This is a genomic window from Actinoplanes utahensis, assembly GCF_016862455.1.
Lineage (GTDB): Bacteria > Actinomycetota > Actinomycetes > Mycobacteriales > Micromonosporaceae > Actinoplanes > Actinoplanes utahensis.
This window is the reverse complement of sequence record NZ_BOMZ01000048.1, coordinates 31,278-50,753: the sequence shown is the minus strand read 5'-3', so window position 1 is coordinate 50,753 and position 19,476 is coordinate 31,278. Positions and strand designations below refer to the sequence as shown.

At 72.0% G+C, this 19,476-nt stretch carries 22 protein-coding genes; 10 read left to right on the top strand and 12 right to left on the bottom strand.

Going from position 1 to position 19,476, the window contains the following annotated elements; all coding sequences use genetic code 11:
- Nucleotides 1-23 precede the first annotated feature (23 nt).
- Nucleotides 24-848, top strand: coding sequence for a LysR family transcriptional regulator (locus tag Aut01nite_RS18210; RefSeq protein ID WP_043523257.1), 825 nt, complete (start codon nt 24-26; stop codon nt 846-848).
- Between the two features lie 97 nt (nt 849-945).
- Nucleotides 946-1,917, top strand: a complete 972-nt coding sequence (locus Aut01nite_RS18205; protein ID WP_043523256.1) for an Hsp70 family protein — start codon at nt 946-948, stop codon at nt 1,915-1,917.
- Between the two features lie 9 nt (nt 1,918-1,926).
- On the opposite strand, the gene purU is transcribed toward Aut01nite_RS18205, so the two are convergent.
- Nucleotides 1,927-2,838 carry a formyltetrahydrofolate deformylase gene (purU, locus tag Aut01nite_RS18200; protein WP_043523255.1) on the bottom strand — a complete coding sequence of 304 codons (912 nt, stop codon included), beginning with the start codon at nt 2,836-2,838 and terminating at the stop codon, nt 1,927-1,929.
- 143 nt (nt 2,839-2,981) lie between these two features.
- Here purU and Aut01nite_RS18195 point away from each other — a divergent pair, with 143 nt between their 5' ends.
- Nucleotides 2,982-3,617 carry a LysE family translocator gene (locus Aut01nite_RS18195; protein ID WP_236642564.1) on the top strand — a complete coding sequence of 212 codons (636 nt, stop codon included), beginning with the start codon at nt 2,982-2,984 and terminating at the stop codon, nt 3,615-3,617.
- Here Aut01nite_RS18195 and Aut01nite_RS18190 read toward each other — a convergent pair.
- The gene (locus Aut01nite_RS18190) at nt 3,614-3,922 is read right to left on the bottom strand and encodes a MazG-like family protein (RefSeq protein ID WP_043523252.1); all 309 of its coding nucleotides are present in this window, start codon (nt 3,920-3,922) and stop codon (nt 3,614-3,616) included. The genes Aut01nite_RS18195 and Aut01nite_RS18190 overlap by 4 nt on opposite strands.
- Before the next feature lie 31 nt (nt 3,923-3,953).
- On the opposite strand from Aut01nite_RS18190, the gene Aut01nite_RS18185 reads away from it, so the two are divergent.
- Nucleotides 3,954-4,598, top strand: a complete 645-nt coding sequence (locus tag Aut01nite_RS18185) for a pentapeptide repeat-containing protein (RefSeq protein ID WP_043523250.1) — start codon at nt 3,954-3,956, stop codon at nt 4,596-4,598.
- 14 nt (nt 4,599-4,612) lie between these two features.
- Nucleotides 4,613-5,158, top strand: coding sequence for a Rid family hydrolase (locus Aut01nite_RS44830; RefSeq protein WP_201775441.1), 546 nt, complete (start codon nt 4,613-4,615; stop codon nt 5,156-5,158).
- Nucleotides 5,159-5,552: 394 nt separating this feature from the next.
- Here the strand turns inward: Aut01nite_RS44830 and Aut01nite_RS18175 are convergent, their stop codons facing one another.
- The 3 genes from Aut01nite_RS18175 to Aut01nite_RS18165 all read right to left on the bottom strand — a co-directional run bounded on the left by Aut01nite_RS18175 (nt 5,553) and on the right by Aut01nite_RS18165 (nt 8,015).
- Entirely contained in the window at nt 5,553-6,077 is a 525-nt protein-coding gene (locus Aut01nite_RS18175) for a signal peptidase II (RefSeq protein ID WP_052163317.1), read from the bottom strand.
- Nucleotides 6,078-6,093: 16 nt separating this feature from the next.
- A complete protein-coding gene (locus Aut01nite_RS18170) occupies nt 6,094-6,738 on the bottom strand; it encodes a response regulator (protein ID WP_043523369.1) in 645 nt (214 codons plus the stop codon).
- A 125-nt stretch (nt 6,739-6,863) separates the two neighbouring features.
- Nucleotides 6,864-8,015, bottom strand: coding sequence for a sensor histidine kinase (locus tag Aut01nite_RS18165; RefSeq protein WP_052163315.1), 1,152 nt, complete (start codon nt 8,013-8,015; stop codon nt 6,864-6,866).
- Nucleotides 8,016-8,125: 110 nt separating this feature from the next.
- Here Aut01nite_RS18165 and Aut01nite_RS18160 point away from each other — a divergent pair, with 110 nt between their 5' ends.
- The 3 genes from Aut01nite_RS18160 to Aut01nite_RS18150 are packed head-to-tail and all read left to right on the top strand — an operon-like array spanning nt 8,126 to nt 9,835.
- The gene (locus tag Aut01nite_RS18160; protein WP_043523248.1) at nt 8,126-8,821 is read left to right on the top strand and encodes a GAP family protein; all 696 of its coding nucleotides are present in this window, start codon (nt 8,126-8,128) and stop codon (nt 8,819-8,821) included.
- A gap of 43 nt (nt 8,822-8,864) precedes the next feature.
- Nucleotides 8,865-9,128 carry a hypothetical protein gene (locus tag Aut01nite_RS18155; protein ID WP_152628524.1) on the top strand — a complete coding sequence of 88 codons (264 nt, stop codon included), beginning with the start codon at nt 8,865-8,867 and terminating at the stop codon, nt 9,126-9,128.
- Complete coding sequence (locus tag Aut01nite_RS18150) at nt 9,125-9,835, top strand: OmpA family protein (protein ID WP_052163314.1); 711 nt, start codon at nt 9,125-9,127, stop codon at nt 9,833-9,835. Before Aut01nite_RS18155 ends, Aut01nite_RS18150 begins: the two co-directional genes overlap by 4 nt.
- Here Aut01nite_RS18150 and Aut01nite_RS18145 read toward each other — a convergent pair.
- A complete protein-coding gene (locus Aut01nite_RS18145) occupies nt 9,807-11,213 on the bottom strand; it encodes an aldehyde dehydrogenase family protein (protein ID WP_043523245.1) in 1,407 nt (468 codons plus the stop codon). The two genes, Aut01nite_RS18150 and Aut01nite_RS18145, sit on opposite strands and share 29 nt — an antisense overlap.
- Entirely contained in the window at nt 11,210-13,165 is a 1,956-nt protein-coding gene (locus tag Aut01nite_RS18140) for a GMC family oxidoreductase N-terminal domain-containing protein (RefSeq protein WP_043523244.1), read from the bottom strand. The genes Aut01nite_RS18145 and Aut01nite_RS18140 overlap by 4 nt, the downstream gene beginning before the upstream one ends.
- 235 nt (nt 13,166-13,400) lie before the next feature.
- Between Aut01nite_RS18140 and Aut01nite_RS18135 the strand changes: the two genes are divergently transcribed.
- The gene (locus tag Aut01nite_RS18135; RefSeq protein ID WP_043523243.1) at nt 13,401-14,168 is read left to right on the top strand and encodes an enoyl-CoA hydratase/isomerase family protein; all 768 of its coding nucleotides are present in this window, start codon (nt 13,401-13,403) and stop codon (nt 14,166-14,168) included.
- Nucleotides 14,169-14,376: 208 nt separating this feature from the next.
- On the opposite strand, the gene Aut01nite_RS18130 is transcribed toward Aut01nite_RS18135, so the two are convergent.
- Complete coding sequence (locus tag Aut01nite_RS18130) at nt 14,377-14,922, bottom strand: TetR/AcrR family transcriptional regulator (protein WP_236642562.1); 546 nt, start codon at nt 14,920-14,922, stop codon at nt 14,377-14,379.
- 52 nt (nt 14,923-14,974) lie between these two features.
- Here Aut01nite_RS18130 and Aut01nite_RS18125 point away from each other — a divergent pair, with 52 nt between their 5' ends.
- Nucleotides 14,975-16,702 carry an ABC transporter ATP-binding protein gene (locus Aut01nite_RS18125; RefSeq protein ID WP_043523241.1) on the top strand — a complete coding sequence of 576 codons (1,728 nt, stop codon included), beginning with the start codon at nt 14,975-14,977 and terminating at the stop codon, nt 16,700-16,702.
- Here Aut01nite_RS18125 and Aut01nite_RS18120 read toward each other — a convergent pair.
- The 4 genes from Aut01nite_RS18120 to Aut01nite_RS18105 form a co-directional block, all read right to left on the bottom strand.
- Entirely contained in the window at nt 16,672-17,085 is a 414-nt protein-coding gene (locus tag Aut01nite_RS18120) for a hypothetical protein (protein WP_043523240.1), read from the bottom strand. The genes Aut01nite_RS18125 and Aut01nite_RS18120 overlap by 31 nt on opposite strands.
- A 124-nt stretch (nt 17,086-17,209) precedes the next feature.
- Entirely contained in the window at nt 17,210-18,256 is a 1,047-nt protein-coding gene (locus tag Aut01nite_RS18115; RefSeq protein WP_083998566.1) for an ABC transporter ATP-binding protein, read from the bottom strand.
- A gap of 5 nt (nt 18,257-18,261) precedes the next feature.
- Nucleotides 18,262-19,050: an ABC transporter permease gene (locus tag Aut01nite_RS18110; protein ID WP_043523237.1), complete on the bottom strand. Its 789-nt coding sequence runs from the start codon at nt 19,048-19,050 to the stop codon at nt 18,262-18,264.
- Entirely contained in the window at nt 19,050-19,466 is a 417-nt protein-coding gene (locus Aut01nite_RS18105) for a TOBE domain-containing protein (RefSeq protein ID WP_043523235.1), read from the bottom strand. Before Aut01nite_RS18105 ends, Aut01nite_RS18110 begins: the two co-directional genes overlap by 1 nt.
- Nucleotides 19,467-19,476 lie beyond the last annotated feature (10 nt).

Here is a 19,476-nt window from a genome sequence, read left to right as displayed (position 1 = left end):
CGGGTATCAATTAGGGTGACGGGGTGGAGACGCGGGAACTGCGGTATTTCGTCGCCGTCGCCGAGGAGCTGCACTTCGGCCGGGCGGCGCTGCGTCTCGGGATCGCCCAGCCGCCGCTGTCCCGGGCGATCGGGCAGCTGGAGCGCCGGCTCGGCGTCACGCTGCTGGAACGCACCAGCCGCACGGTCGCCCTCACCGAGGCCGGCACGGTGCTGCTGCGTGAGGGCCGGGCGGCGCTGGACGCGGTGGCCGCGGCGGAGCGCCGCACCCGCCGCGCCGCCCTGGGCGCCGCCGAGCTGGTGCTGGTCACGAAGGCGGGCGCGTCCAGCGAGCTGCTGCCGAGACTGCTCGACGCGTACGCCGCCGAACCCGGCTCGGTCGCCGTCGACGTGGTGCTGTGCGGCATCGGCCAGCAGGAGGGGCTGCTGCGCGACGGGCGGGCCGACGTGGCGCTGCTGCATCTGCCGTTCGACTCGACGGCGGGCCTGGACTTCGAGGAGCTCGGCACCGAGCGGCAGGTCCTGGTGCTGCCCGCCGGGCATCCGGCGGCCGCCCGGGAGTCGCTGACGATGGCCGAGGCGATCAGCGTCCCCGGGTTGCCGCCGCCGCGCTGGCCGGGCTCGGACGGGCCGGGGCCGGAGATCCGCGACCACGCCCAGTTGCTGCAGCTCATCGCGCTCGGGCGGGCCTCGGCGGTGCTGCCCGCATCGGTCCGGTCCCAGCTGCGCCCGGAGCTGACGACGGTGCCGGTCGTCGATGCGCCTCCGGTGACGACGGTGATCGCCTGGCCGCCGCACAGCCGCTCCCGCCCGTTGGCCCTGCTGATACGGACAGCTACCCGGCTATGACAGAATCGGCACACACGTTGCCGTTGATCTATCACTATGCGTGGAAAATTCCGGACAAGATGTGCGGACTGTCCGTCCATTTGCGACACTGCCCGACATGCCAACGACGGATCTCCATCTGGTCGTCGACATCGCCGCCTGGTGGACCACCGCGGCGTACGAGTCCGGGGACGATGTTCAGCCCGTGCTCTTCGACGGACGAGCCCGCACACCCAGCGGGGTGTTCCACGACGACGGCGTCTACCACGCCGGCACGGCCGCCCTCACCCAGGGCATCGCCCGGCCGGAGGACTACCGCCCCGACCCGATGACCCTGCTACGGCACGGCGGCCCGGCCGAGGCCGTCGCCGCGGTCCTGACCCACGTCGCCGCCCGCACCGGCGGGGCGACCGCCCTGACCGTCATCACCGCCCAGTCCTGGGACCTGCCGGCCCGGCAGCGCCTGGAGAAGGCCGCCGACATCGCCCGGCTCCCCCGGCCCCGGGTGGTCACCGCCGCCGCCGCGGTCGCGTCGCTCACCGGCGAGGACGTCGCCGTGGTGTGCGTGCCCGGCCCGGCCTGGCCGGAGCTCACCCTGGTCGACGCCCGGGACGGGCAGCAGCGGCTCACCGCCGCGACCGTGCGCGCGCCGGGCGCCGCCGCGGTCGACGAGGCGTTGCTGCGGGTCGCGGCGGTGCGGGCCGGCGCCGACGCGGACGCCGACGACTGGCGGCTGCTCTGGGAGATCGAGCGGGCCCGCTCGGTGCTGGCCGTCCAGCCACGGGCCGCGGTGCTGCTGCCGGAGCCGCACCAGGCCGTGGTGGTGGCCAGGGAGGATCTGGCGGCGGCGACCGCCGTACATCTCGATCGTCTCGCCGACACCGTCAAGCAACTGCTGGACGACGCCGACCTGACACCGCCGGACATCGGCGCGGTCGTCCTCGTCGGTGACGACGATCAGATGGCCGCAGCCCTGACCGGCGCCGGTCTGGCGCCGACCCGGACCGTCCGGGACCCGCACGCGATCCTGCGCAGCGCCGCCCGGACCCGCCCGCCGGGCCGGCCGAGCTGGCCGTGGCGCCGCCGGTGACCCGGATCCCTACTGGAAGACGATGGTGTGGTTGCCGTGCCGGATCACCCGGTCCTCGGCGTGCCACAGCACCGCCCGGGACAGCACCGACCGCTCCACGTCCGCGCCCTGCCGCCGCAGCTCGGCGACGGTGTGCGCGTGGTTCACCCGGACCACGTCCTGCTCGATGATCGGGCCCTCGTCCAGGTCCTCGGTGACGTAGTGGGCGGTCGCGCCGATCAGCTTGACGCCACGCTGCCGGGCCTTCGCGTACGGGTCCGCGCCGATGAACGCCGGCAGGAAGCTGTGGTGGATGTTGATGATCGGGACGCCGACCCGCTCGATGAACTCGCCCGAGAGGATCTGCATGTATCGGGCCAGCACGATGAAGTCGACGTTGCCGGTGAGCAGCTGAAGGTGCTGGGCCTCGGCGGCGGACTTGTCCGCGCCCTGCGACGGCACGTGGAAGAACGGGATGCCGAACGAGCGCACCTCGTCCGCCGAGTCGGCGTGGTTGGAGATCACCATCGAGACGTTGACCGGCAGCTCGCCCCGCCGGTTGCGCCACAGCAGGTCCAGCAGGCAGTGGTCGGTCTTGGAGGCGAAGATCGCCACCCGCTTCGGTACGGACAGGTCGCGCAGCGTGTACTCCAGCTCGAACCCGTTCGCCAGCTCCTGGCGCAGGTCCTCCTCGATCGCCGGGAGCGCGGCCTTCAGGTCGGGCCGGCCGAAGACGGTCCGCTGGAAGAACGCGCCACCGTGCGGATCGTCGGAGTACTGGTCGAGCGAGACGATGTTGGCCCCGTGCCGCCCGAGCACCGTGCTGATGGCCGCGACGATCCCGGTCCGATCCCGTCCGTGCACGATCAGCACGGCCTGGTCGGCGGTCGGCTGCATCGGCGGCGCCTGGTGCGGCGCGGGCGCGTTCTGGGTCAGGGTCACGTCGGGGCGTCCTTCCGAGTTCGTTGCGTACCGGCCACCGAAGTCTAGGAATCTAGCCTGACCTTGCCGCATCCCGATCCCCCAGGTCACCCGCGACCCACGTCACATCATCGGCAGCCGCCGAAGAGTACGGTCCGGGTGTGATGAACATCGAGCAGGTGGCGGCCTTCGCAGCCCTGGCGTTCGTGATCATCGTCATTCCGGGGCCGAGCGTGCTGTTCGTGGTCGCGCGAGCGCTGGCGTACGGGCGGAGGGTCGCCCTGATCACGGTCGTCGGCAACACGATCGGCGCCCTGGTGGCGGTGACCTCCGTCGCTTTCGGGGTGGGTTCGATCGTCGAGCGGTCGATCGTCGCGTTCACGATCCTCAAGTGGGCCGGCGCGGCGTACCTGGTGTACCTGGGTGTCAAAGCGTTCCGGCACCGCCACGCCATCGGGCAGCCGGCGGCCGGCGCGACCCCCGTCCGCGGCACCTGGCGCACCCTGTGGGAGGGCCTGATCGTCGGGGTGTCGAACCCGAAGTCGTTCGTCTTCTACGCCGCCGTGCTGCCCCAGTTCGTGGACCGGTCGGCCGGTCACGTCACGGCGCAGATGCTGCTGCTCGGCGTGATCTTCAACGTCATGGCGCTGTTCTGCGACTCCTCCTGGGGCCTGGCCGCCGCCGGGGCGCGGGACTGGTTCGCCCGCTCCCCGCGCCGCCTGTCCGCGGTCGGCGGCGCTGGCGGCCTGGCCATGGTCGGCCTCGGTGTCACGGTGGCGCTGACCGGCCGCAAGGACTAACGCCGGTAACCCTCGGCCTTGGCGACCACCTTCTCGACCGCCTCCCGCGGGTCGGCGCCGAGGCTGGCGATGGCGACCAGCGCGGTGAAGACCACATCGGCGAGTTCACCGACCACGTCGTCGGTGGTGTGCGTGACGCCCTTGCGCGGGTTCTGGCCGAGCACCCCGATCCACGCCTGGGCGGCCTCACCGGCCTCCTCGGTGATCTTCAGGATCCGGCAGGTCAGCTCCAGAGGATCGGTGCCGTTCTGCTCGTCGAGGAACTCGCGCCAGCGGCGGGCGGCATCCCAGACCTTGTCGTCCATGACAAAACCCCTTCCTGGGTACGGTGTGGCGATGCGCGACGACTCCCCTGCCCGGCCGATCCTGCCCGACGCCCTCGAGGACGCCCTCCCCGGCCTGGAGTCGGACGACCTCCACGAGAAGCGGACCTTCGACAACGCCGACCTGATCGGGGTGTTCGCGCAGACCGTGGAGTTCACCCAGTGCCGGTTCCGGGCGGCCCGGCTGGCCGGCGCGGTGCTGCCGAAGGTGCGGCTGACCGACTGCCTGGTCGAGCGTTCCGACTGGTCGAACGTGCGGGCCGAGAACGGGTCGATGGAGCGGCTGGCCGTCTCCGGCAGCCGGATGACCGGGCTGGCCTGGAGCGGCGGGATGCTGCGGGACGTCACGTTCGCCGACTGCAAGCTGGACCTGACGAACTGGCGGTTCGCCCGGTTCGCCGCGGTCACGCTGACCGGCTGCAACCTGACCGGCGCCGATTTCACCAACGCGGACCTGCGCAAGGCCACGTTCGTCGACTGCGACCTGAGCGGCGCCCAGTTCAGCAACGCGTCGATGCGCGGCGCCCGGTTCCAGCGGTGCGAGTTGGCCGGCATCGGCGGCATCACCAGCTGGGAGGGCGCCATCGTGCACCCGGACGACCTGCTCGGCCTCTCCTACGCCCTGGCCGGCGCCCTCGGCATCATCGTCGAGAACTGACCCCCTTCGAAGATGTGTACGGATACAGCCGGGCAGTACGGGTCGGTGACCAGATACATGTGTCAGGGACGACAGCTCAGCCGCCGCACCTCGAGAACGCGGACGCGTACCGGCAGGCGCGTGCCGCGCTCACGATCGTCGAAGACGCGTTGCAGAAGGCGGGATCGAGCATCGCTGCCGTGGTCCGCACGGTCACGTACGTGACCGACATCGCGGACGCGCCGCTCGTGGTCCGGGCTCACCGCGAGGTGTTCGGCGACCCGGTCAGGCAGTGGTGCCGTGATCGATGTAGAGGCCCCGTTCGATCGGCACTCCCAGTCCGGCGACAACCGCGCCGAACGACTTGCCGTCTCCGGCACGGCCCGGCCGGGTCTGCTCCGCCACGTCGCCGAAAATCAGCTTCAGGCGACGGAACTCCAGCACGGTGGTGCCCGAGTACACGGGGTCGGTCCAGTGCTCGCGGTCGACCACGACTCCGGTCAGCGCCGAGGTGGGATAGCGGCCGATGGTGCCGTCCGCCCGGGTCACAGCGATCTCGGAACGGCTCAGCCGGACCCTGATCACTTCCCGCCGTTGCCGGCGGTGGGCGAGCCACATCAGCAGCGTCAGGCCGGCGGGCACGCCCACCAGAACGACGTCCACGAGGACGAGGCCGAGGAACATGCCTCGAGACAGTGCTGACGAGAAGCTCGTGAACAACAGGGCGAGCAGCAACACGCCGGGCGAAGCAGTCAGGACCATGGCGACCCAGCGGGTGAGCGTGCCTGAGGTGGGCGCGGCCGAGTCGGCGGACCACGTCGTCGCACGTTCCTCATCCACAACGGTCATTCTGCCGGACGGGCGATGGGAAGCCGGAAAACGCATTGAGTCATCGCGCCACCTGTTCCAGGTGGCGCGTTCGGAGGCCGCCCGACATTCACCATCGACCTGGTGGGCCGGCCGGTGCCGTAACCGTCAACCGGCGGCCGGTTCCGTCCGTGGGACGTCGGTGCCGCCGGTCAGGGCGACGCCGCGCAGGTTCAGCAGCACCGCCAGGGCAGCGCCGACCACCAGGGCGATGTCGGCGACGTTGCCGATGAAGAGGCCGAAGTAGTCGATGAAGTCGACGACGTGGCCGCGGCCGGGCCCGGGTGCGCGGAACAGACGGTCGAGCAGGTGGGTGACCGCGCCGCCGAGGAGCAGGCCCAGCGTCACGGTCCAGGCACGGGACCGGGCCCGCAGCGCGACGACGCCGACGGCGATCGCGGCGGCCGCGGTGAACAGGGTGAGGAGCCAGGTCGCTCCGGCGGCCAGGGAGAACGCGGCGCCCGGGTTGTAGGTCAGCCGCAGCCTGATCAGGTCACCGGCGACGGCGATCGGGGGCCGCCCGGTCAGCGCCGAGACGGCCCAGAACTTGCTCACCTGATCCACCACGACCACGAGCGCCGCCAAGGCCGCCGTCAGCCGGAGACCCGGGTGCCCCCGGTCGCGTCCCGCCATCGATCACGGCCGCAGTCTACGCCTGGGTCAGCCCCGCTTCGCGGGCCAGGATCGCGGCCTGTACGCGGGACGCGCACCCCAGTTTCGCCAGCACCCGGGACACATGGGTCTTCGCGGTGGCCTCGGTGATCCCGAGCGCGGCGGCCAGGTCGGCGTTGGACAGGCCCCGGCCGAGTGCGGCGAGCACGTCCCGTTCCCGGTCGGTGAGCCCGGCGAGGGACGGCGGCTCGGCGGGCGCCGCCGCCGGGGTGCCGGCGAAGGCGGTCAGCAGGCGGCGGGTCACCTCGGGGGCGAGGATCCCGTCCCCGGCGGCGATCCGGCGGACCGCGTCGATCAGCGCACCCGGTTCGACGGATTTCAGCAGGAAGCCGGCGGCGCCCGCCCGCAGCGCCCCGAACAGGTATTCGTCCAGGTCGAAGGTGGTCAGGACGAGGACGTCGGCCAGCCCGGCGCCGACGATCTCCCGGGTGGCGGCGATGCCGTCGGTGCCGGGCATCCGGATGTCCATCAGGACCACGTCGGGTCGCAGCGCCACGGCCTGCCGGACCGCCACCGCCCCGTCGGCGGCCTCCCCGACCACGACGATGTCGGTGGCCTGCTCCAGCATCAGCCGCATCCCGGCCCGGATGGCGGCGTGATCATCAGCGAGGAGAACGCGGATGGGCCGCGCCGCGGAGGAACCAGAAGAGGGCGCGGCGGGACCAGAAGAGGGCGCGGCGGAATCATGGGGCCGGCGAATCGGCCCGGCTGCGGAGGAACCCTCAGAAGGGCGAATGGGCGTACCGCTCATGGGGTGCTCATCGGGAGGCTGGCCCGCACCTTCCAGACGTCGCCGTCGCGGCGGGCCGTCAGGTCGCCGCCCAGCAGGGCGGCCCGCTCGCGCAGCGACAGCAGCCCGGTGCCGGCGCTCAACGCCGTATGGTCGAGACCGTTTCCGCCGGTCAGCGTGTTGGTGACGGTGACCAGCACCCGGTCGCCGGACGGCTGGACGGTCAGTGTCACGTCGGAGGCGGGCGCGTGTTTGCCGGCGTTGGTCAGTGCCTCCCGGACGATGCTCCAGACGGTGTGCCCGACGACCGCCGGGACGCCGGGGATGTCGGTGGTCCGCACGTCGACCCGCAGTCCGTTGGCGGTGGCCGTCTCGACCAGTTCGGGCAGCCGGTCGAGGCCGCCCGGCAGGGACGGTTCGGCCGGCGCCCGCAACAGCAGGATCATGGATCGCATCTCCTCCAGGGCGGCCAGGCTGCTGGTCCGGACGGCACGCAGGGCGGCCCGGTCCCGGTCGGTGTCGGGTGGCGCGGCGAGCGCGGCGCCCGAGTGCATGGCGGTGGTGGCCAGGTGGGCGGCGATGACGTCGTGCAGGTCACGGGCCATCGCGGCGCGTTCGGCGAGGACGGCTTCGCGGGCGGTGCGCTCGGCGGCGAGGACGCCGAGTTGTTGCTGCTGGCGCAGGTTGGCGGCCCACCACAGTGGCACGAACAGCAGCGAGACCAGCTGTAGGCAGATGAACACCGCGTACCGGATCTCTCCGAGGGCGAGGCCGCCGACGACGCTCGTCGTGCCGATGACGACGAAGACCGTGGTGGTGACGGCGGCACGGGCCCGCGCGGAGGCGAACTGACCGGCTGAGAACAGCAGGTCGAAGATCACCAGGATCATCGCGACGCTGCCGCCGAGGACCGCGTCGGCGGCGAAGGCGATCGTCCCGGCGCCGAGTGCGAGCATCGGGTGCCGGCGTTTGCCGAGCATGGCGAGGCATCCGGGGGCCAGCGGGAGGAGATGCCACCAGGCGGGCGGGCCGGTTCCCGCGTCGCGGCTGACGTTCCATACCCCGGTCAGGCCGATCAGGTCGAGCGCGGCCCCGCCGGCGAAGGTTGCGGCGGCGTTGACGGTGTCCCGCAGCCGGCTGCTGCCCCGCCATCGTTCCCGCACGTTCACGCCGCCATCCCATCATGTCCGGGCCAGGCCGGACGTCAATCCAAAGTCGTACGCGTGCCGCATCCTTCGGCCGACGCGGCCCCGCCCGGCGCCGGTCGATCATGACGGGTATGGATGTCACCCTCCTCGGTTCGCTGGCCGTGCTGGCCCTGATCGACTCGACCAGTTTCGGGACCCTGCTGATCCCGATCTGGCTGCTGATTCATCCCGGCCCGGTGCGAGCCGGCCGGATCCTGATCTTCCTGGGTACGGTCGCCACCTTCTACTTCGCCGTCGGTGTGGCGGTCACTCTCGGTGCCGGCGCCTTCCTTCCGGAGATCAGCCGGATCTTCCGGACGTCTGCCGCGCAGTGGGCGCTGCTGGTCCTCGGGGTGGCCCTGTTCTTCTGGAGTTTCCGGCTGGGCCGTAAGAACCGGCCGGGGTCCGAGGGCCGGATGTCCCGCTGGCGGCGGCGGGTGCTGGCCGAGGAGGGCGGGGTACTGCCGCTGGCCGGGCTGGCGTTGCTGGCCGCTCTGGTCGAGGTGTCCACGATGCTGCCCTATCTGGGGGCGATCGGCCTGGTCACGGCGGCGGAGCCGACGGTGCCGCAGATCGCCGCGGTGATGGCCGGGTACTGCTTCCTGATGATCACCCCGGCGCTGCTGCTGATGGTGGTGCGCCTGGTCGCGGGCAAGCGGATCGTCCCCGCCTTGACGAAGGTCAGCGACTGGATGACGAACAGTGACACGGTGGCCTGGGTCGTGGGGATCGCCGGGTTCCTGCTGGCTCGGGAGGCCGCGGCGAATCTCTACCTGATCGACGCCTGAGCCGTTTTGCACGGCTCTCCGCCGGCCCGATATCGTGATCTTGATGTCGGGGATCCCGGAGGTCGGCTTGACCTGGTTCGTCGGCCAGTCACTGGTCTTCATCCTGCTCGCGTTCGTCCTCGGCGTGGCCACCGGCCGGCTGTGGAAGGCCGCGGAGAAGCCGCGGATCCACACGGTCACGGGGTTCCGGGCCGACTCCCCGCGGGACGGCGGGAACGCGGACGACGACGTGGTCACGACGCCCGCGCCCACCGGAGCTCCCGCGGAGCCCGCCCGGCCGTCTCCCCGCCCCCGGGCACCGCGATGACGGCCCGCCGCCGGTTCGTCGTCCCGGCCGCCCTGCTCGGTCTCGCCGTGATCGTCGCCGCCCAGCTCGGCCCGAACCGGTACCGCATCGAGGACGACCTGACCCGGCACGCCACCGCCGCCCTGGCCGCCGCCGGTCAGCCGGGCGCCGAGGTCACCTTCAGCGGCCAGGACGCCCTGGTGGTGGCCGATTCCCCGGCGGAGGGCCGCCGGGCCGAGGCGGTCGTCCGGGCGGTCGCCGGGGTCCGGACCGTCCGCACCCGCGTGACCGGGCCCGACCCGGCGCCCGCGCCTGCCCCGGCCCCCGCGCCCACCCCGCGGCCGGCGAGACCGGACAGCCGGGTACGGGAACGTCTGGCCGCCGTCCCGCCGCTGACCTTCGAGGCGGACGGCGTCCGTCTCACCCCGGAGGCGCAGCGTGCCCTGCCGCGGATCGCGGCGATCCTGCGGGACTCCCCCGGCACGGCGATCCTGGTCGCCGGACACACCGACACCCAGGGCAGCGCGGCCGCGAACCTGGCGCTGAGCTGGGCCCGCGCCGACGCGGTCCGGGCCGCGCTGCGGAATCTCGGGGTGGCCGACGGGCGGATGACCGCAATCGGTCACGGCGAGTCCCGGCCGAGAGCCCCGGAGGACTCTCCGGGGCACCGGGCCGCGAACCGCCGGGTGGAGCTGTCGGTCAGAGCTGGATGGCCTTCGTCTGGGTGAACTCGAGGACGCCGTAGGGGCCGAGTTCCCGGCCGTGCCCGGACTGCTTGTAACCGCCGAACGGGGCGAGCGGGTTGAACGCCGCCCCGTTGATCTCGACCTGCCCGGTCCGCAGCCGGCGCGCCACCCGGACCGCGCGGTCCCGGTCGGCTGACCAGACGGCGCCGGCCAGCCCGTACAGGCTGTCGTTGGCGATCCGGACGGCGTCGTCCTCACTGTCGTACGGGATGATCGACAGGACTGGACCGAAGATCTCCTCCTGGGCGATCGTCATGTCCGGGGTGACGTCACTGAACACGGTAGGCCGTACGAAATAGCCCTGCTTCTGATCGGGCTCTCCCCCGGTGACCAGCCGCGCGCCCTCCGCCCGCCCCTGGGCGATGTAGTCGCGCACCCGGTCCCGCTGGGCCGCCGAGACCAGCGGCCCCAGCACGGTCCCGGGGTCGTCCGGGTCGCCGGTGGCGAAGTGCCCGGCCACCGCCGCCGCGATCTCCTCGACCACCGGCAGCGCCACCCGCGGCACCAGCATCCGGGTCAGCGCCGTGCACGTCTGCCCCGAGTTGATGTAGCACTTGGCGAGCCCGTCGGCGACCGCGTCCTTGAGGTCGGCGTCGTCGAGGATGATGTTCGCCGATTTCCCGCCGAGTTCGAGGGCGACCCGTTTCACCGTCGCCGCGGCGACCTCGCTGATCCGCCGCCCGGCCCGCGTGGACCCGGTGAACGACACCATGTCCACGCCCGGATGCCCGGCGAGCGCCTCCCCGACGACCGGACCGTACCCGGTGACCAGGTTGAACACGCCCGGCGGCAGGCCGGCCCCATCGAGGATCTCGGCGAGCACGAACGCGCTGAGCGGCGCCACCTCGCTCGGTTTGACAACGATCGTGCACCCGGCGACGAGCGCGGCCGCGACCTTCGCGGCGACCTGGTGCAGCGGGTAGTTCCACGGCGTGATCGCCGCGACCACCCCGACCGGCTCGCGTTCCACCAGGGAGTTCCCGATCCGCTGCCGCCACGGCAGATCCTCGGCGAGATGCTGCATCGAGGCGAACGTGGCGATCGGCAGCGCGGTCTGCACCCCGAACGCGAACGGCAGCGGCGACCCCATCTCCCGGCTGATCAGCGCGGACAGCTCGCCCTGGCGTTCCTGCAGTTTCAGCGCCACCGCGCCGCACACCGCCACCCGGTCCGCGACCGGTGTCGCGGCCCAGCCCTCGAACGCCCTCCGCGCGGCGTCGACGGCGGCATCGGCGTCCGCCGCGGTTCCGGCGGGGACGGTGGCGAAGACCTCCTCGGTGTACGGGTTGACGACCTCGATCTTCTCCGATGAGGCCGGCTCCACCCACCGGCCGTCGATGAACAACTTGTCGGTGTTCACAGCGACGTCTCCTTGATGTTCTCCGCGGTCCTCGACGCCAGCGCCATGACCGTGATCATCGGGTTGGTCCCGGACGGGCTGGGGAACGCCGACGCGTCCCCGATCCACACCCCGGGCGTGTCGTGCAGTTCGCCGCGCGGATCCGCGACGCTCGTCGCCGGATCCGCGCCCATCCGGCAGCTGCCCATCTGGTGTGCCGAGAAGATGGTCGCCCCGCCGGCTCGCAGCGGCACCCGCCGGGCCCGGTCGATGTAGACCTCCAGGTCGTCGCCGTACCGCCACGGCGGAATGCCGCGCGCCAGCACCCGGATGCCGCGCGCCCCGGCCGCGTGGTGCAGCCGGATCTGCGCTTCCAGGGCCCGCTGGCTGTTGCGCACGTCCAGGTCGTCGGTCAGCGCGTACCAGTGCACGGCGTTCCCGGACGCGTCCAGGGTGACCCGGCCGTGCCCGCGGTCGCGGATCAGCCCGATGAACGAGCCGTTGTTACGGAAGTCGGCCATCGCCTGCTTGTGCTCGGCCGCCGACGTGAACGGCACCGACGACGCCCCGAGCCCGGTCGTGTACTGCACGCTCTCCATCAGGAAGCCGTGCCCGTCCTCCACCTCGGCGAACTCGTTGACCAGGCCGGCCTGCGGCGGGCCCCACCACGCCCGCATGTCGGTCCCGTAGTCGCCCATGGTCACCGTGCACGGGTGCAGCCGCAGGTAGTCGCCGGTCGCCGGCCCACCGATGCCCGACCTGAGCAGCACCCCCGGCGACTCCAGCGCGCCGGCCGCCACCACGACGATCGGGGCCCGCACGGTCACCGTCGCCCCGCTCCCCGTCCGGCCCGTCACCCCGGCCGCCCGGCCGTTCTCCACCAGCACCCGCTCGACCCGGCAGCCGTCGACGATCTCCGCGCCGTGCTTCAGGACCGCGGGCTCCAGATAGACCTTCGCCGTCGACTGCTTCGCCCCCGACCGGTCCCCGAAACCCAGGTGGCCGGCGATCGCGGCGTCGTGCCGCTTCTCGTCCCAGTTCCGGAAGATCGTCGCGAACGACCAGCCCAGCGCCTCGGCGCCGCGGTGCATGGCCTCGTGCACCCGGTTCAGCTCGGAACACTTGCCGGTCACCGAGAGCTCCCGCCAGACGGTGTCGAGATGGCGGTCGAAGGCGTCCGTGGCGAGGTCGGTGAGCCCGTGCTCGGTGGCCCACTCACGGCGTACGCCATCCCTGGTCTTCAGGCAGTTGGTCCAGTTGATGACGGTGCCTCCGCCGACCCCGGCGCCCGCCATCAGGATGACGTTGAGATCGGCCGTCGCGGTCGGGCCGCCCCGCCAGTAGGACCCCTGGTAGGCGGGGAGTTCCAGCTGGTCGAAGTCGCTCTCGGTGCGGTAGCGGCCGGCTTCCAGCACCACCACCCGGGCGCCGGCGGCGGCGAGCCGCCCGGCGATCAGACCGCCTCCGGCGCCGGATCCGACAACCACGGCGTCGGCGGTCAGCTCGCGGTCTCCGTCGATCCGCAACGGCGTGATGGTACGGCCGTCAGCGGGCTCGTCGGCCCGGGTATCGACCGGTCCCGGATAGCCGAGTCGCGTCCAGTTCGGGTTACGGCCGGCCGCGTTCGTGCGCCCGTACGTCATCAGCAGGATCAGGCTGGTCAGCGACCCGATGCCGGCGGCGGCCGGCGCCGAGGCCAGCGACAGGGTGGTGAGGATCTGCTCGCGCGACTCCTGCGAGGCCCGCGGCTGGAAGCCCTGGAGGGCGAGGATGTCGAGGAGCCCGCCGACGGCCTGCCGCTGGTCGGCGGGCATGTCCGCGAGCATGTCGAGAACGCCTTGATCGGCGCCGACATCGGTGGCCGTGCGAGCCCAGAAACCGTCGGCGTCGCCGGGCCGGTCGAGCGAGGGAACGATGGTGTCGCAGAGAAGCCGCAACACCTGTGTCTGGTTCGGAGTGAGGATCTCGGTCACGGTGCGCTCCTGCTTCGGTGGAGAAGTCCGGTGGCCGTGCTGGATCCCAATGTAAATCCGGATTCACATGTTTCACGTGCTCGCGAACGTGCCCGGTTGTGCGGATCTTGCACTTCCGGACCCCTTGATCGAGCCGCTCCCCCGGCACACCCTTTCCAAGACGAACCGACGCTGTCCGGAACAGGTGACCACCGTGCCGTGATCACCGGGTTTCCCGGCGTGCGAGGATGCCGGCATGAGCAACGATCTCTCGATCAGCGTCGAGGGCGGGGTCGCGCTGCTGGAGATGCGACGGCCGCCGGCGAACCACTTCGACGAGGCGCTGATCGGCCGGATCGTCGACGCGGCACGCGGTTTCGACCACGACCCGGACTGCCGGGTGATCATCCTGGCGTCGGAGGGGAAGCACTTCTGCGCCGGGGCGGACTTCGGCGGCGGTGAGTTCGCGGCGGACCACGTCACGGCGGCGGAGCGGCTCTACCGGCGGGCGGCGGAACTGTTCGACGTGCGTACCCCCATCATCGCCGCGGTCCAGGGCACGGCCGTCGGCGGCGGCCTCGGGCTCGCCTGTGCCGCCGACTTCCGGGTCGCCGAGGCCTCCACCCGGTTCGTGGCGAACTTCGCCCGGCTCGGCTTTCACCAGGGTTTCGGGGTGAGCGTGACGCTTCCGGAGATCGTCGGGCGGCAGGCCGCCGCCGACATGCTGCTGACCGGCCGTCGCGTCGGCGGCGAGGAGGCGCTGCGGCTGCGGCTGGCCGACCGGCTCGCCGCGCCCGGTCACCTCCGGCAGACCGCCCGCGAACTGGCCGCCGAGATCGCCGCCTCGGCCCCGCTGGCGGTCCGTTCGATCCGTGCCACCCTGCGGGCCGGCCTGGCCGAACGGGTCCGCGCCGCCCTGGACCACGAACTCGCCGAACAGAAGATCCACTGGGCGACCAGGGACAGCGCCGAGGGCATCGCCGCGAGCCTGGCCCGCCGCCCACCCGTCTTCACCGGCGAATAGCAGACCCCGGCTGGCTGGTCTCACCGCTGTCTCTCCCACCCCGAGACAGCGGCCACAACCAGCCAGGCAAGACCCGAACCCGCTGGCTCTCACCGCTGCCTCAAGCACGCCGAGACAGCAGCCACAACCAGCCAGGCAAGACCCAAACCGGCTGGCTCTCACCGCTGCCTCGAGCGCGGCAAGACAGCGGTGAGAACCGGCCGGGGGTTCAGCGGAGCGGGCGGACGGCGCCTTCGACGCAGCGCAGCAGCAGGCGCAACGTGTCGTGCCGGGAGGCGCCCGTCTCCGCCAGATAGCTCCACGCCGCATACAGGTGTGACCACATCAGGCTCTGCACCCACACCGGCGGCAGCTCCGGGTCGATGCTGCCGTCGGCGTGTCCTCGCCTGACCATCGACTCCACCTCGTCGTCGCATCCGGCCTCGAACGACACCTGCTCCTGGAACAGCAGCGACAGCGTGTCGCCGAGGTCGAAATACTCCTGGCAGAGGCGGCGCAGCGCGGCGGCCCCGGTGTCCTCTTCCACCCGGGCCCGCATCCCGGCCTGATCGAGCCGCCGCCCCGCCTCCTCCTTGAGGGCGGCGATCAGATCGCTGCGCTCCGGGAAGTAGCGGTGCAGTGTGGTGCGGCCGACGTCGGCGGCGGCGGCCACGTCGCCGAGCGGCGCGGCCGGGTTGCGCGACAGGACTTCGATGGCGGCGTCGAGGATCGCCTGCCTGGTCCGGGCGCGGCTCCCGGTAGGGACGGTGGTCACCGCCGCAGAATAACACTTGCCCATTATGGAACATCAGTGTTCCACTACGGGTATGCCGGATTCCACGAGACTGGGAACACTCCTCGCCGTGCTCCGCCCGCACCGCCGAACCATGGCGCTCGGGCTCGCCCTCGGCCTGATCGGCAACGCCGCCGCCCTCGCCACCCCGATGGTCACCAAATGGGTGCTCGACAGCTTCTCCGACGGGATCGACCTGGCCACCCCGATCACGGTCCTCGCCGCCCTGGTCGTCGCCGGGACCATGATCACCCTCTGGCAGTCGATCCTGCTCGGCACGCTCGCCGAGCAGATCGTGCTCGACGCCCGCACCTCGATCATCCGGCGATATTTCCGGGCCCGCCTCCACGACCTGCTGGCCCGCCCCACCGGTGAGCTGGTCACCCGGGTCACCTCCGACACCGCGCTGCTGCACCAGGCGTCCGGCAGCATCATCGGCCTGATCAACGCGGGGATCGGGCTGATCGGCACGCTCGTGCTGATGGCCGTCCTCGACCTGACCCTGCTCGGCTGCACCCTGGCCGCGGTGACGGTGGTGGCCGTGCTGATGACGGTGTTGCTGCCGCGGATCGGGGTCGCGCAGACGGCGGCTCAGGACGCGGTCGGCCGGCTCGGGGCCGACCTGGAGGGTTCGTTACGCGCGATCCGTACCGTCAAGGCGAGCCGGGCGGAAGCCCGCCAGGGCGACCAGATCGTCGGCGACGCACGGGAGGCCGCCGCCCACAGTGTCCGCGCCGCGAAGGTCGCGGCGATCGTGTGGACCATCGCCTGGTCCGGCATCCACCTCGCGGTCCTGCTGATCCTCGCGATCGGCGCGTGGCGCGCCCACGCCGGCCTGCTGGAGGTGTCCAGCCTCGTCGCCTTCCTGCTGTACGTGTTCCAGCTGATGGGCCCGATCGGCGAGCTGACCCAGAACCTGACCGCGTTGCAGGCCGGCATCGCCGCCGCCGGCCGGATCAACGAGCTCGACTCGATCGCCCTCGAACCCGCCGCCCCCGAGGCCGCCACGCCGGTGACCGCTGGCGACGGACCGATCCTGGAGTTGCAGTCGGTGACCGCCCGTTACGGCCCCGGCTCACCCGAGGTGCTGCACGGCATCGACCTGGTGATCCCCCGCCGCGGCCACACCGCGATCGTCGGCCCGTCCGGCGCCGGGAAGACCACCCTGTTCTCGCTGCTCCTGCGCTTCCTCGAACCGGAGAACGGCCGGCTCCTGCTGGACGGACGACCGTACACCGCGTGGGGGCATCAGGAGATCCGGGCCCGGCTGGCCTATGTCGAGCAGGAGACCCCGGTGGTTCCGGGCACGGTCGGTGACAACCTGCGGTTCACCCATCCCGAGGCCGACGACGACGAGGTACGGGCGGCGCTGCGTTCCGTCCGGCTGGACGACCTGGACACCGCCTTGCGGGCCACCGACGTCTCCGGCGGTCAGCGGCAGCGGATCGCGCTGGCCCGGGCCCTGTTGCGCACCCCGGACGTGCTGCTGCTCGACGAGGCGACCGCCCAGGTCGACGGCCTGACCGAGGCCGCCGTGCAGGACTGCATCCGGGAGCGTGCCGCCTCCGGCGCCGTGGTGACGATCGCGCACCGGCTGTCCACGGTTCTGGACGCCGACCGGATCGTGGTGCTGGAGGACGGCCGGATCCGGGCGCAGGGCACGCACGCCGTTCTGTACGAGACCGACGAGCTCTACCGGAGTCTGGTCGAGGCGCTGCGGATCGCCGCCGATCAGCCGTCCGCACTCCTGCTGAAGCAGTAACGGCGCACTTCCGGCCGGAACAGGTTGAGGCTGATCCACCCGACCATGCCGAGCGTGTAGAGGATGCCGATCCCGATCATGAAGAGCATCTGCCAGCTCGCCCACACCGCGACGATCGTGAGCACCTGCGCGTTGAACGCGAGGATCCAGGCCGCCGCCCATCCGCGCGGGAACAGTTTCGCCGCCGCGGCCGACTGGACCCCGCCGAGGAACAGCCCGCCCAGCACGGCGAGCATGTAGATGCCGCCGTCATCGGGCAGCGCGCTCTGGAAGTTCACCACCATGAACACCAGGAACAGGATGCCGACCATGTTGATGATGAGCTGGAGCCAGAGCAGTGCCCTGGTCTGATCGGCATACCTGGGTAGCGTTCTCGCACTCATGACCGGCGACTCTAGGGCTTATCCGGTGGATCACCCAAGTGCGAGGCGAGGTCCAGGTGCTGGTCGCGATCCCGCGCGCCTGCCGCCAGGCCGGGCACCCGACTGCCACCGCGCACGCCTACTACTACTGAGAACCGTCCGGGTAGGCGCGGGTCTCGGTCGCCTTCACCGCCACCCACAGCTGCCGTCCCGGGACGAGGTCGAGCTGGGCGGCCGCGGCCGGCGTGATGTCGGCGGCCACACTGATCGGCCCGTCCAGCCGGACCCGCAGGTTGTCGCCGTGGTGCTGCACGTCGGCGAGCACGGCCGGCCAGGTGTTGCGGGGGCTGCCGTCCGGCTGGTGCGGGTGCAACGCGACAGCCGAGGGCGGGAACGCCACGAACGCGTCACCGTGCACGGTGTCGGTGCTGGTCAGCGTGAACCCGTCGGCGACGGTGACGGCATGCCCGTCGCCGTGGCCGCGGAACAGGTTGAGGCCGACGAGACGGGCCACATAGTCGGTACGCGGCCGGGCGGTGATCGTCGCCGCGTCCCCCTCCTGCACGACCCGGCCCTGCTCGACGATGACGAGCCGGTCGGCGAGCACCAGCGCGTCCAGCGGATCATGGGTCACCAGCAGGGTCGCGCCGGGATGCGCGGACAGGTGCCGCCGCAGTTCGCCACGGGTCTCCAGCCGGGTCCGGGCGTCGAGCGCGGCGAGCGGCTCGTCGAGCAGCAGCAGCGTCGGGTCGACGGCGAGCGCCCGCGCCAGGGCGACCCGCTGCGCCTGGCCACCGGACAGGTTGCGGGGCTTGCGACGGGCGTACTCGGTCAGTCCCACCCGGTCCAGCCAGTGGTCGGCGACCGCATGCGCCGCCTTGCGGTCCCGGCCGTGCCGCCGCGGCCCGAAAGCCACGTTGTCCCGAGCGCTCAGGTGCGGGAACAGGAGATAGTCCTGGAACACGACCCCGATCGGGCGCTGTTCCGGAGGCGTCCGGCTCAGGTCCCGGCCGTCCAGCAGGAGACGGCCGTCGGCGGAGAGTGGCGTCAGCCCGGCCAGCGCCCGCAACGCCGTGGTCTTCCCGGCGCCGTTCGGCCCGAGCAGCGCCACCGTCTCGCCCCGGCCGATCCGCAGCTCGACGTCGAGCTGGAACGTCCCGCGCCGCACCGCCAGCCGCGCGTCCAGCAGCACGCCGGTCACGGGGCGGTCAGCCAGCGGTCCCGGAGCCCGGCCAGAATGGCGACCGAGACCACCAGCAGGATCAGACTCAGCACGACCGCTCCCTCCAGGTCACCGCTCTCCATCGTCTGGTAGACCGCGAGCGGCATCGTCTGCGTGACGCCCGGGTAGTTGCCCGCGAACGTGATCGTCGCCCCGAACTCCCCCAGCGCCCGCGCCCAGCACAACACCGCCCCCGCTGCGATCCCCGGCGCCACCAGCGGCAACGTCACATGCGTGAACGTCGTCCAGCGGCCGGACCCGAGGGTCGCCGCCGCCTCCTCGTACCGGCTGTCGGCTCCGCGCAGAGCCCCCTCCACCGCGATCACCAGGAACGGCAGCGCCACGAACGACTCGGCGATCACCACCCCCGCGGTCGTGAACGGCAACGTGATCCCGAACGTCGAATCCAGCCACTGCCCGACCAGTCCCCGCCGGCCCAGCGCCAGGAGCAGGGCGATGCCCCCGACCACCGGCGGCAGCACCAGCGGCACGGTGATCAGCGCCCGCACCAGCCGCCGTCCGGGGAACTCCACCCGGGCCAGCAGCCACGCCAGCGGCACCCCGAGCACCAGGCACAGCACGGTCGCCAGCGTCGAGGTCAGCAAGGACAGCCGCAGCGCGGCCACCACCCCCGGCTCGGTCAGCCGGTCCAGCAGGGACCCCCACGGCGTGCGCGCCAGCAGCCCGACGAGCGGCAGGATCAGGAAGATCAACCCCAGGACCGCGGGGACCAGCAGCGGTACGGGTACGCGCCCGGGCTTCATCAGCGGACTTTGTGCCCCGTGGACGGCGTGGACCGCTCCACCACCACCGTCGTCGACTTGATCACTGCCACGGCCACCGAGCCGACCCGCAGATCCAGCTCGTCGACGGCTTCCCGGCTCATCAGCGACACCACCCGGAACGGTCCGCACTGAATGTCCACCTGGGCCATGACGGTGTCCTTCACGACCGCGGTCACGATCCCCCGCAGTCGGTTCCGCGCCGACGACTCGTCGGCCCGATCGTCCGGATCGTTGCCCTTGGCGCGCACGAACGCCGCCAGCTCCGGCCCGTCCACCACCCGATGGCCGCCCTCGTCCCGCCCGGCGGGCAGCCGCCCGGCGTCGATCCACCGACGGACCGTGTCGGCGCTGACGCCCAGCAGCTCCGCCGCCTCACCGATCCGAAACACCGTCACGTCGCAGACT

Excerpts from the sequence above, each read along its gene's own strand:
- Aut01nite_RS18195 (WP_236642564.1), top strand. The coding sequence starts at position 2,982 with ATGAACATCGAGCAGGTGGCGGCCTTCGCAGCCCTGGCGTTCGTGATC.
- Aut01nite_RS18155 (WP_152628524.1), top strand. The coding sequence starts at position 8,865 with ATGTCGGGGATCCCGGAGGTCGGCTTGACCTGGTTCGTCGGCCAGTCA.
- Aut01nite_RS18125 (WP_043523241.1), top strand. The coding sequence starts at position 14,975 with ATGCCGGATTCCACGAGACTGGGAACACTCCTCGCCGTGCTCCGCCCG.
- Aut01nite_RS18185 (WP_043523250.1), top strand. The coding sequence starts at position 3,954 with ATGCGCGACGACTCCCCTGCCCGGCCGATCCTGCCCGACGCCCTCGAG.
- Aut01nite_RS18160 (WP_043523248.1), top strand. The coding sequence starts at position 8,126 with ATGGATGTCACCCTCCTCGGTTCGCTGGCCGTGCTGGCCCTGATCGAC.
- Aut01nite_RS18135 (WP_043523243.1), top strand. The coding sequence starts at position 13,401 with ATGAGCAACGATCTCTCGATCAGCGTCGAGGGCGGGGTCGCGCTGCTG.
- Aut01nite_RS18150 (WP_052163314.1), top strand. The coding sequence starts at position 9,125 with ATGACGGCCCGCCGCCGGTTCGTCGTCCCGGCCGCCCTGCTCGGTCTC.
- Aut01nite_RS18175 (WP_052163317.1), bottom strand. The coding sequence starts at position 6,077 with ATGGCGGGACGCGACCGGGGGCACCCGGGTCTCCGGCTGACGGCGGCC.
- Aut01nite_RS18190 (WP_043523252.1), bottom strand. The coding sequence starts at position 3,922 with ATGGACGACAAGGTCTGGGATGCCGCCCGCCGCTGGCGCGAGTTCCTC.
- Aut01nite_RS18205 (WP_043523256.1), top strand. The coding sequence starts at position 946 with ATGCCAACGACGGATCTCCATCTGGTCGTCGACATCGCCGCCTGGTGG.
- Aut01nite_RS18120 (WP_043523240.1), bottom strand. The coding sequence starts at position 17,085 with ATGAGTGCGAGAACGCTACCCAGGTATGCCGATCAGACCAGGGCACTG.
- Aut01nite_RS18110 (WP_043523237.1), bottom strand. The coding sequence starts at position 19,050 with ATGAAGCCCGGGCGCGTACCCGTACCGCTGCTGGTCCCCGCGGTCCTG.